Annotated in this window: 10 protein-coding genes and 1 pseudogene; 1 reads left to right on the top strand and 10 read right to left on the bottom strand. The window is 54.3% G+C overall.

Annotated features, from left to right (window positions below):
- A pseudogene (locus Q1B15_RS22515) lies at nucleotides 1-241 on the top strand (VOC family protein); the annotation flags it as partial.
- A gap of 156 nt (nucleotides 242-397) precedes the next feature.
- Here the strand turns inward: Q1B15_RS22515 and Q1B15_RS22510 are convergent.
- The 10 genes from Q1B15_RS22510 to Q1B15_RS22465 form a co-directional block, all read right to left on the bottom strand.
- The gene (locus tag Q1B15_RS22510; RefSeq protein WP_299758335.1) at nucleotides 398-940 is read right to left on the bottom strand and encodes a histidine phosphatase family protein; all 543 of its coding nucleotides are present in this window, start codon (nucleotides 938-940) and stop codon (nucleotides 398-400) included.
- A gap of 253 nt (nucleotides 941-1,193) precedes the next feature.
- Entirely contained in the window at nucleotides 1,194-2,264 is a 1,071-nt protein-coding gene (locus Q1B15_RS22505; RefSeq protein WP_299758332.1) for a DUF917 domain-containing protein, read from the bottom strand.
- Between the two features lie 8 nt (nucleotides 2,265-2,272).
- The gene (locus Q1B15_RS22500) at nucleotides 2,273-3,808 is read right to left on the bottom strand and encodes a hydantoinase/oxoprolinase family protein (RefSeq protein ID WP_299758329.1); all 1,536 of its coding nucleotides are present in this window, start codon (nucleotides 3,806-3,808) and stop codon (nucleotides 2,273-2,275) included.
- Nucleotides 3,805-4,875: an ABC transporter ATP-binding protein gene (locus Q1B15_RS22495; protein ID WP_299758327.1), complete on the bottom strand. Its 1,071-nt coding sequence runs from the start codon at nucleotides 4,873-4,875 to the stop codon at nucleotides 3,805-3,807. Before Q1B15_RS22495 ends, Q1B15_RS22500 begins: the two co-directional genes overlap by 4 nt.
- 51 nt (nucleotides 4,876-4,926) lie before the next feature.
- Entirely contained in the window at nucleotides 4,927-6,033 is a 1,107-nt protein-coding gene (locus Q1B15_RS22490) for a hypothetical protein (RefSeq protein ID WP_299758325.1), read from the bottom strand.
- A gap of 31 nt (nucleotides 6,034-6,064) precedes the next feature.
- Nucleotides 6,065-6,871 carry an ABC transporter permease gene (locus Q1B15_RS22485; protein WP_299758323.1) on the bottom strand — a complete coding sequence of 269 codons (807 nt, stop codon included), beginning with the start codon at nucleotides 6,869-6,871 and terminating at the stop codon, nucleotides 6,065-6,067.
- Nucleotides 6,871-7,761, bottom strand: coding sequence for an ABC transporter permease (locus Q1B15_RS22480; protein ID WP_299758321.1), 891 nt, complete (start codon nucleotides 7,759-7,761; stop codon nucleotides 6,871-6,873). The genes Q1B15_RS22485 and Q1B15_RS22480 overlap by 1 nt, the downstream gene beginning before the upstream one ends.
- A complete protein-coding gene (locus tag Q1B15_RS22475) occupies nucleotides 7,754-8,491 on the bottom strand; it encodes an aspartate/glutamate racemase family protein (RefSeq protein WP_299758318.1) in 738 nt (245 codons plus the stop codon). The genes Q1B15_RS22480 and Q1B15_RS22475 overlap by 8 nt, the downstream gene beginning before the upstream one ends.
- An 84-nt stretch (nucleotides 8,492-8,575) precedes the next feature.
- Nucleotides 8,576-10,114, bottom strand: coding sequence for a LuxR C-terminal-related transcriptional regulator (locus Q1B15_RS22470; RefSeq protein WP_299758315.1), 1,539 nt, complete (start codon nucleotides 10,112-10,114; stop codon nucleotides 8,576-8,578).
- Between the two features lie 181 nt (nucleotides 10,115-10,295).
- Nucleotides 10,296-10,772: DDE-type integrase/transposase/recombinase (locus Q1B15_RS22465; protein ID WP_299758312.1), on the bottom strand; the 477-nt coding region annotated here is incomplete at its 5' end.

Raw genomic sequence — 10,772 nt, 5'->3', positions numbered from 1 at the left:
TTTCATGGACTCGATCTATTTCCGCGATCCTCTGGGTCTCCGCATCGAATTGGCGAGCTACCGGTTCGAACCGCCCGAGGGGAGCCGGCATGCAGACGTGATGATCGAGGCCCACCGGATCCGCGTGGAGCGTGGCGATCACCACATCGACAAGGAACACCTTGCAGATGCCATCGAACTCATTGTCGAGCGTAGCCAGCAATCGCTTTCAACGGACCGTGGACCGCGAAATCCATACTGATCGCAATGGGCCATGATGTGGCGTTCAGCTGAGTTTAACGAAGCCAACCATAGCTGCGCTTACCAGACTTAATTAAGATAAGAGCGCTTCCCGGTTCGACGCCTCCCGACATTTCGAACCGACGGAGCCACCCCGAACCGGTGCAGGTATCGCTAATTAATTGAGGTATTCGCAGATTTCGCAATTTTCCATCGAGACCCCCGCCAGTTCTTTAAAGGCGTCTCCGTGGCCGACCACCGCCAATTGAATATCCGCCATCTGGTTAAGTTCCAGAGCGAAATTTCTTATACGTTGTTTGAAAATATCCCTTGGCTCGACCGGAACGCCATACTTGTTCGTCGGCCCCTGATGCCACCATATCTCATCCAAATGGTCGAAAGACAGGCTCGGGAATTCCATCTGCAGAGCGCTTGGAGAGCGACCTACATCGCAACTATGACTTAGAAGTTCGCGGTGGCCTGCCAGCACGTTTATCGGCGCAACACCTTGGAAAATTGTAAGGGCTGTTTGGACGGCGCGGGTCAACGGGGACGTTATGACCTGCTGAATTCCAAGCTCGATGATTGCGACTCTTGCTTGTTCCGCCTGTCTGCGCCCTTTTTCCGTTAACGGCGCATCAAAAATCATTTGGTCCGGGTCACCATCATTGTGAGCAGCATTGAATTCCGATTGTCCGTGCCGGATTAGATAGACGGTCATTTGCTTTCCTATACCTGCAATTTTATTGTGAGAAGGATATCGACCACTGGCACCTAGCAGATTTAGGAAGTGCTAGTAAAATCCAGTATCTGACCCGTCATGTGAATTGCCAAGCCTAGCACCAGGTCGCTTGGCACCTCGTTCTTACGGGCTCGCCCTTGGTGCGCCAAGTGCCCTCTCAAGCGACGTTTGGAGGCCGAGTTAAAGGGGGCAGGAAAGTTGGAAAAGAGGGAGAAAACCGACATTCATGCCGTCACTCAAGCGCACTGTAGGTTTCCGACATCCCAAAGGCCTGCGGGCCAAACTGGCGTAGCGCTGCATCAGATCGCATTATGGGCGGCACCCTCACTGCGACGACTTTAACCCTCTGCCCGTAACGCAAAGTTTCGTTTGTGATGGGCACTGCAGTTTCCGCATCGAGGATTGAGATAATATCCGGCACTATGGCCAAGACTTCGCCTTCAGCGCGGACAATTAAGTTCTCGTTCTGAAACTCAATGGTGCAACGGCCATTTGGATTGTCGATCGAGACGCTGCCCAATGTGAACCCTTCCATGGTCCGCCTGTCGACATCGATGATCTTGCCATCAAAAATTACCCGCGCCACTGCGTAGCTTGTCGTTCCCATAAATTGGCAGAGTTCTTCGAAGGGATCATTTTTGCGATGGCGGGAATTATGAATGATCTCGCCAATACGCCGTGCCAGAGTCAAGGTATGCTTAACGGCGCTTCGTTTTACCTCAGCGCCGCTCATAGGGTAGTTTGCAAAATAGGCGGTTCCACCAAACCGGATGGTGATGCCACGAGCAATCCACTCCATACGATGGTTATCGTCAGTCATGACCAATGCCGTGTCGCCTTTTTCGTCCGAAATGCCCAACGGGCAACCCGCGACGCCTTCGATGGCAAAGGTTTCCATCTGCAATTCAGGAAAGGCACGCCCTTGACCATCCGCATCCACCACTGGGATACCCAACCGCGCGCCAACAAATAGTGGAATTGTCGAGTTGATACCGCCAACTTCAGTTGGCATTGTCGCGTCAGCCCGCCGTCCAAGTTCTTTTTCAACGACACGAAGAGCCCGGATCGGTTCTTCCCCCGATGGGATTTTCTCCAACAGCACCGTTGGTGCGCCCATCATAGCCGTGGGTATGATCAGTTTGCTGTCGTCCAGCCCATCTGGATCAAGAATTTCAATTTTCCTGCCGGCGGCCAGTTCCTGCTTTACCATCAGCCCACCGATGTAAGGGTCCCCTCCCCCACCGGCACCGAGAAATGCAGCCCCGGTGCACAAGTCGTCAACATCTTCGATCCTCAGTTCCATAATACTTCCTAAATTGGCAGATCACCGACGGCTTTAACGCGAAGACGCGTCGGGTTGCCGGGCAAATAGCTGATTGGCACCTGCTCAACCTCGATGATTTCCACGCTCTCATCCGTTGCGCCCGCGCTGATTGCTTTGTCTTTGGCCTCTTGGCGGGCGTCATCCAACACGGTGTTCCGGTTTGCTTCGTTTAGGGTAACGACACGCTCGACCTCGCCCGACACCTGGGCAATCGCTGCGCCGACAGCGTTGGCGACAGAGGAGTAGTCCGGCCTTAGCACCTCCGAGACTGACTGAACTGGCCAATCTACCAGGATTGCGCCGCCGCCAACGACCAACAGGGGTAAATCTGCCGCTTCTGTTTTCATACGCTCAACATTCACATCAAGTAACTGGCGCATGGCAGCGCGGGCCGCGTCAATCGTAGCTTTGTTGGCACGTACGAGCGATCGGTCACCGATGTCAGCCCAACCACCTGCCACAGCGATGTCAGTGGCAGTCAGTGTGTCCCCGCCAAAACACTGCGCACTATTTGTCAGCTCATATCCAACGGAGTCCGGTCCGACTTTTCGTCCATCCTCGCGAACAAGACTCCCCCCGCCCAGCCCCACTGCCAACACATCAGGCATGCGGAAGTTCGTTTTTACACCGCCTACGTCGACGAAGTTGGTGGACTGGCGTGGAAAGCCGTTCCGCAGCATGCCGATATCAGACGTCGTGCCGCCAATATCAACCACCATCGCATCTTGAATTCCAGCCAGATAGGCCGCGCCACGCATGGAATTCGTAGGACCCGAGGCGAAGGTGAGAACCGGATAGCGCTGCACATCATCGGCGCGCATAAGAGTGCCATCATTTTGGCTAATGAACAGCGGGACATCCAGCCCAAGCTCGTGCAATGCGCGGCGAAACGCATGCACGACATGACTTGATAATTCGGACAGGGCCGCGTTGATGATCGTGGAATTCTCGCGAGGCAATAGGCCGAACTGACCGAGTTCACAGGAGAGAGACACGGCAACATCCGGAACTTCGTTTTGCACGATCTCGGCGGCACGCCGTTCCATGTTGCCGTTCATAGGTGAGAATACCGAAGTAATCGCAGCCGTCCGAATTCCCTCCTTTCGAAATGCGCGCGCCGCTTCGGCCACAGCCTTTTCGTCCAGCGGCGCGATTTCGCGCCCGTCGAACTCGTAGCCACCGCCCACCAGATATGCATTGCGCCCGATCTGGTGAACCAATTCATCCGGCCAGTCTGTCAGTGGCGGAATGGCCGAGGTTGCGGGAAGCGCCAAGCGTATAATTCCAACCGGCAGCAACGACCTGCGCTGGATTACGGCGTTGGTAAACTGGGTAGTGCCTATCATCACACAATCGACATCTGCGAGGTCGATGCCCGCATCCGCGATGGCCGTTTTGATGACTGCAACGATACCCGAATAGACATCCGCTGTGGTAGGGGTTTTGCGCCAGCCAAGGACACCTTTTGTGCCCAACACAACCGCATCCGTATTCGTGCCGCCGACATCCACCCCTATTTTCACGGGATCACCACGCCGCTTTCCGCGCTCCAATATGTCGCGACATTGTCACCAGTATTGAGCCGGGGCAGATCTGGGCGATTGGCAACTTCGACCATTATTTCCTGACCAGCTGCGTGAATGCGGTAGCGCACGACAGAGCCCTGATAGATTGTTTCAGACACCGTTCCTTGCAGTTTTGGCGGCTCGTTCGCTTCGATCGGGCGCAACCGGATCATTTCGGGACGGACCAAAAGGGCGACATCCTGGCCAGGCTCAACTGATGCGTTTGAAGACAAACGTCCGGGGATGGATACATCCCCAAGGTTGACGCTACAGGCTGAGCCATCAAGCGTTGTAACTTGGCATTTCAAAAGATTGGATTCGCCAATGAATTCGGCGATGAAACGCGAGGCAGGTTGCTCATAAATCTCTACTGGAGAGCCAACCTGCAAAACACGGCCCTGATCCATGACCGCGATGCGGTCCGACATCGTCAGGGCCTCTGACTGGTCGTGGGTGACATAGATCGTTGTGATGCCGACGGATTTCTGGATGTTCTTGATCCAGAATTTCATCTCCTCCCGCATCTTCTTGTCCAGCGCTGATAGCGGCTCATCCAAAAGCAATATCTCAGGCTCGATCACCAGAACCCGCGCCAGCGCTACTCGCTGTTTCTGTCCACCAGACAACTCGCGCTCATAGCGATCTTCAAAGCCGGTCATCCCAACTTCGGCCAAAGCGGCATCAACCTTCTTTTTGATCTCGGGGCGGGAAAGTTTGCGTTCCACCAAACCGAAGGCAATATTGTCGAACACGGTCATGTGCGGAAAAATCGCGTAATTCTGAAAAACAATCCCAATGTCCCGGGCCTCTGGCGGCAGAGCGGTAACATCGCGACCATGGACATTGATGTGGCCCTTTGTGGGTTTGACGAAGCCAGCAAGCATCCGCAGAGTCGTAGATTTTCCACAGCCTGAAGGACCGAGCAGGGAGAAAAACTCACCTTGTTCAATTTCTAGATCAAGATCTGCGACGGCAACGAAATTGCCAAAGCTCTTGGCGATTGCTTTGAATTCTACGTAGGCCATCGGCGTTCCTTCTGGGGTGACCGGGGGCAATATGCCCCCGGTCAACAGGGATCAAAGTCCGAAAATCTGATTCAAACGGTCCGTAATCTCTTCCTTGTTGGCAACAAAGAAATCCCAGTCTGGGACCCAATATGCCGATACGGCGTCTGCAGTATTGGTCACACCTTCCGCGGCTAACGCAGATGGCATCGCTGCCTTACTGTTCGTCGGGCGCCACAAGAACTCTTCACCAAATGGCTCAAGGAAATCTGGCGACAGAGTTCTATTTAGCAAAGCAAGAGCCAGTTTCTTTTGCATCGGATCTGCATAGCGACTGATCGTCTTAGTTTGGGTCAAGATTGGCTTGCTGTCCCATTCCCATACATCGACTGGAGCGCCCTGGCGCTTGAGCGTAAGAGCCTCACCTTCGATATGCACCGCTATATCGACTTCTCCACGCTCCAAAAGCGAAAGCATATTGAACGTGAATTCGCTTATCTTCATCGGCATAGCGCCTTCAAGCGCCGTGAAGGCAGCTTCCATGTCGTACTGATCCTTGCCGAACTCTTTGGCCGTCGCCATGAAGAATGCGTGCATCAGACCATTTTCTGTCGCGTAGGTGCCCCGCTTATTAGCGAAGCGCGCGGCAAAGAAATCGCGGAAGTTGTTTACCGGAGCACCCCGGTCCGTGCGGTATGCATAGACGTAAGGCTGATAGGCCCAGGTCACCCCGGCGCCACTCGCAAAGGCGAAATCCCAGCAGTCCGCAGCGTTGGGGACATTGGCCTTGATCTCGTCCGTTGTAAGGAAGAAGTCACCAGCCGCATTCGTCTGCATCAGATTGGGCAAGTTCCAGTTGGCCACATCATAAACAGGATCGTTAGCTCCCTGGGTCACGAATTTTGGGAACCAAGGGAACGAGGTGTCCCAGTTGATTTTGCAATTGAAGTCCTCTTCGAACTGGTTGGTCAGTGCCTTGCGCACAAACTCTTCCCAGCCGCCGCCCCATTCTGCGACGTTTAGTGTTGCGCCGCCTGCGTCAAATACACCGCCGTCATATACAACGTCCTGGGCCCAAGCGTGATTGATGTAGAACATGTTTGGCACGGTTGCAGCAGCGCCAAGTGTCAATCCGCCCTTAAGAACGGAACGTCTGCTATGTGTTGCTTTCTTGGTCATTTGATATTGCTCCATAAGGTTGGTTTCGAAATTACCCGTCTTGCCGTTCCAACAGGCGACGGATGTTCACCAGTCGGTTCGTGAGAAGAACCGATGCGATGACAAGAGTGATTGCAAAGATGCCAGCCGCGGCAGCATCGGGCTCGAATTTATAGCGCAGAGAATTATACATCGCGATTGGCAGTGGTTCGGAATTAGGCGCTGAGAGGAACAGCGAGACCTCGAACTGACCAAAGCTGACAATGAAGGCAAAGATTGATCCTGCCTGAATGCCCTGCGCAATGTTGGGAAAGGTAATCTTGCGAAATGCGCGAAGCGGAGAGGCTCCGAGGCTGCGCGCGGCTTCTTCTAAGGAAACGTCGAATGTCGCCAAAGACGCGCCAACAGTGCCGATTACGTAGGGTGTTGAGTAGAGAATATGACCGACCCACAAACCCCAGATCGTGCGTGATATGCCCAAACCACTCGTAATGAAAAACGCGTAGAGGGCAAATCCAACCACCACACCCGGGAGGACCACTGGCGACAGAAAGAAAGCACGCAGCGCTGAGCGTCCTACAAAACGTGACCGGGCAAGGAATACAGCCGCCGCCGTTCCCAGGATCGTCGAAACAACCATCGTCATCAAAGCAAGCTTGAAGGAAAAGAAGAATGCCGAAAGGTATTTCTCAGATTGAAGGAACGAGATCACCCATCGCAAGGAAAGACCTTTGGGGGGAAAGGTCAAAAACTCGCCAGTTGTAAGCCCGGCCAAGACCACAACCAATATCGGAAACAACAGATAGCAAAAGCCAAGGATCGCGAGGATCAGCATTGGGATAGGGATAGCGCGTTCCATCAGGCAAGCCCCCCTGATTTCCGATTTCCCAGCCTCAAGTAAATTGCAACGGCTGCTGCGCTAATCAGAAACAGGATCACAGCGATCGTCGCGCCAAACTGAAAACGAGCGCTCTCTGCTACCTGCTGATAAATATGGATCGGCAGCACACCGACACGGAACCCGCCCATCAATGCAGGCACGATGTAGGATGAAATTGACAGTGCAAAAACCAGAAGCGACCCCGACAAAATACCCGGCATTGATGCCGGAAGAGTAACGCGCATGAACGCTCGCCTGCGCGATGCGCCAAGCGAGCGCGCGGCTTCTTCGAGACTGGAGGGAATGCCCTTGATTACGCCGACCAATGTAAGGACCATGAAGGGTATTGCGAATTGTACCAAACCAAAAACCACACCGCGGAAGTTGTACATCAGTGCAACCGGACCATCCGTTAGACCGAGCTCCTGCAAGATCTGGTTGATCAGCCCGTTGTCGCCCAAAATCACCATCATGCCATATAGACGGATAACCATATCCAGCTGCATTGACGCCAAAACTAAGATCAAAAGGAATGTATTGCGTGCGGGGTTCTCTGTTTTGGCTATAACAAAGGCCATAGGATACGCGACGATCAATGTGATCACCGAAACTATGCTGGCCAATAGGATCGAGCGCCCGGCGGCCATCAAATAGTTCGAGCGCGAGAAGAACCGAATATAGTTGTCAAAGGTAAGGTCGGAAACAAGCGCAACTTGCCCGACTTTTGCCGGGTTAAAAGATGTTGCGAACAACAGCCCGACCGGGATGACGAAAAATAACACAAAAAATGCTACAAGCGGCACAACAAGCAGCCATTTGAATTGGTGCTGAGACAGGCTGCGTGGCTGGGACATTTTTCCATCAGCCATCGCTGCGCCCTCTCATCAAGGCGTCCAGCGCACTCCACTCTGAAAATCCCACAACAGATTTCGCGTCCGGGGCGGGGTAGACCATCTTATCGGTTTTTTTTCCACTCTGAGCGGCAATGTGGGCTGCAGCGATCGCGTTTGGAAGAGGATCGATCACCTTGATTGCATCGAGTGCTGCGCTGACCTCATCCGCAAAACCCAGCATCCCGGTGCACCCAAAGATAATAACTTCAGCGCCACCTGAGACCGCTTTCTCTGATCCTTTTATGGTGGCCGCGACAGCATTGGCTCGGTCAGTTTCAAGCGCCAACACAGGAACACCTATCCCGATCGTACCGGTCATCAGGTCCGCGAACCCGTACTTGCGGGCCAGATCGCCAAAGGCACGCTCCTGACGCTGTAAAACTGTGACCACAGCAAAGGGTGCCCCAGCAGCGCGCATTGCTTCTTCTCCGCACCCAATCACGGGGATGGATATGGCCTCGCGTGCAGCATCGAGGCCAGGATCGAGCATGCAATCAATCACGATGGCCTGTGCGCCGTCGGCTTCGGCCATAATCGCCGCGTCGATCACCCCCGGTGCAGCCAAAACCTCATCAACAGCAGACTCTATAGAGGCCGGGCCCGGACGGATTTGAGCGTTCGTCACTTTACAGCCATCGGGCGCAGGCAGAGCAGCGGCTCGAAAACCTTGGGCTACGATAGGTGTGATCAAATGAACCCAGCTCAACAACGAATCCCCCTGATCCGATCAGCAGTTATAGATATCAGTCTGAGGTTGAGCGGCCTGTGACACGACTACCCATTCGGGTAGTTAGTCGCTAATTATTCCGAGCTCACGCGCCTGACTAACCGCGCGCGCCCGATTGTTAACGCGCAAATCGCCAAATATCTGCTTGAGGTGGTACTTCACCGTATTGATCGATACGCCCATTATGCGCCCGATTTCCTTGTTTGAATGACCTTGCGCCAAAAGCTCCAAGTAGCGTCTACTTACAAGGACTTGCTCGCTTTCTAGATGGCCTAATGTCGACGGGTGGGCACCCGAAGACCAATAATGCAATATCTCCGAAAGCTGGCGCCTTTGTGCCCCGCCAATCGGCACGCTCAAATGATCCCCATCTAAAACCGCTTGCACTGCTGGCTGTAGCGCGAGCCCCTCATCCAATATAAAGCGGCGAAAGGGCTGATTACCTAGCAAGCGGATCGCAGATACCAGTGCATTCGTCGCATCGCGGCGGGCATTCAACTGCCAGAAGGCTTGCGTGCGGATCACGCGCAGCTTTGCCAGTGACAGCAACTGACCGCCGCGAATTGCGGTCTCCTCCGCCAACTCGATGAAATCAAGCGCGCGTTTAGGACGACGTGCCCGTACCAACCAACGAGCTATTGCGACATTGGTTGTGCCGTGGCGCAAGCCCCAGTCTCTTTCTGGCTGATCCGCATCGAGTTTGCTGGGGTCCAGCCCGATAGTGATCATTTCCTTGTTGGCTGTACTGATCTCGTCGCTTAGCGTCAGGACCCGAATGCGCTCGACAGCCATCAAGCGCGCCAAGCGCGGCATCTGCCGTGCGCGCGCCGCTGCGTCAGCATGAGCGAGTTCGCTCAATGCACCGGGCAGACCGGCCCGCGCGAATGCAAGACGTGCGCGCACACGGTAGGTCGCTGCCAAAACATCTAACCAGGCGTCGGCATGTTCAATGCTTGCCAGAGCATCATCCAATAGCGATTGCGCAGTCCCTAAATCGTTCATCTCGTAAAACACTTCTGACTTCAGCGCCTGACATATCGCTCGAAGCCCCTGTGGATCGCCCGCCAACTGATCCAGACTGGTTTCCATCTCATCATATTGTGCGATCGCACCAGTCAAATCACCCCTCATCATCCGTATTTGGCCAAGGTGCGTATGCATGTGCAACGATCCGAATTGAGCCTCGCCCAGCCTGTAAAGTCTAATTGCGTTTTCAGCATGATCCTGTGCGCGATCGAATTCTCCTCGATGGAGAGCAGCGGTCGACAGATGATTAAACGCCAAAGCCTGCCCGACGCGATCCTCCGCTGGCAGCATTGAAAGCAATTGTGACAAACGCGTTGAATCTGACTTGGTCAGTGCACGATCCTCGTAGACCCTGATGTGCGCGTCGACGAGCAAGATTTCACATTTTAGCGACCCATCATTTAGGATGTCTTCCGCCAGCTTTTTTTCCAGAGAACCGAGGCGCTCGCGCGCACCGATTGGGTCACCCATCTTCGCGAGCAAAAATGCGGCTGCAAGCGTTGCCCTCGGGGTTTTCCCAACGCGGGATGGAACTTTCGTGTCCATCGCCATGCCAGCTTCCATGGGCACTTTCATGTGAGTGCGCCAATCGCTCTCTGTTTCCAGACGCGGGTCTGCGGTGGGCACATGGTCAACCTTATGCGTTCCTCCGATAGTCATTTACCGACGATACAATCGTTCAGATGGATTACAATGATCGCAAAGGTGCTGTCAGACGAATGCGAACTAGTCTCTACTAGAACAGTAAGACTGCCCTTCATGCCGCGCAAGGCCCGCACCACTCCGCAAGAGTGGCGGCACGGTTGGCCTTGAAATTGGCGCGTGTGTAGAGCGCGCACTCCTGGTTGAAATGAGTATAGACGGCGGCATGAACGGCGGCGAGCTTTTTCAAACATCGCATGCTGCGGAATCGCTGCATGGCGCGTTCTCGTCGTCGAAACGGCCCCTTTTCATGCTTTGCAAGCAAACCACTGTCAGGCAGCGGGTGCGCGTTCTCGGCCCGATTGTTTTCCCAGCGGCCCGTTTCCTGCCGGTCGGCATTGCCAATGACTTTCATCACAGCGCCGTAGGATCGAAGCTTGTCGCTCACCAGTGTATGAGGACGTCCGTGGCGCTTCATTGATGTCTTGAACTTCAACGCGGCTTTGCGGTCCCGGTGCTTTGTGACGTTGCTTTCCAGCACCTCACCTTCGTGATCCACAGCCCGCCAAAGGGAATGCGTCTCGCCGTTGAT

The sequence above is a fragment of the uncultured Boseongicola sp. genome, assembly GCF_937988555.1.
GTDB lineage: Bacteria > Pseudomonadota > Alphaproteobacteria > Rhodobacterales > Rhodobacteraceae > Boseongicola.
Note: the sequence above shows the minus strand (reverse complement) of the source record. Positions and strands in the feature narration are given on the sequence as shown.

Excerpts from the sequence above, each read along its gene's own strand:
- Q1B15_RS22510 (WP_299758335.1), bottom strand. The coding sequence starts at position 940 with ATGACCGTCTATCTAATCCGGCACGGACAATCGGAATTCAATGCTGCT.
- Q1B15_RS22505 (WP_299758332.1), bottom strand. The coding sequence starts at position 2,264 with ATGGAACTGAGGATCGAAGATGTTGACGACTTGTGCACCGGGGCTGCA.
- Q1B15_RS22495 (WP_299758327.1), bottom strand. The coding sequence starts at position 4,875 with ATGGCCTACGTAGAATTCAAAGCAATCGCCAAGAGCTTTGGCAATTTC.
- Q1B15_RS22490 (WP_299758325.1), bottom strand. The coding sequence starts at position 6,033 with ATGACCAAGAAAGCAACACATAGCAGACGTTCCGTTCTTAAGGGCGGA.
- Q1B15_RS22485 (WP_299758323.1), bottom strand. The coding sequence starts at position 6,871 with ATGGAACGCGCTATCCCTATCCCAATGCTGATCCTCGCGATCCTTGGC.
- Q1B15_RS22480 (WP_299758321.1), bottom strand. The coding sequence starts at position 7,761 with ATGGCTGATGGAAAAATGTCCCAGCCACGCAGCCTGTCTCAGCACCAA.
- Q1B15_RS22470 (WP_299758315.1), bottom strand. The coding sequence starts at position 10,114 with ATGAAAGTGCCCATGGAAGCTGGCATGGCGATGGACACGAAAGTTCCA.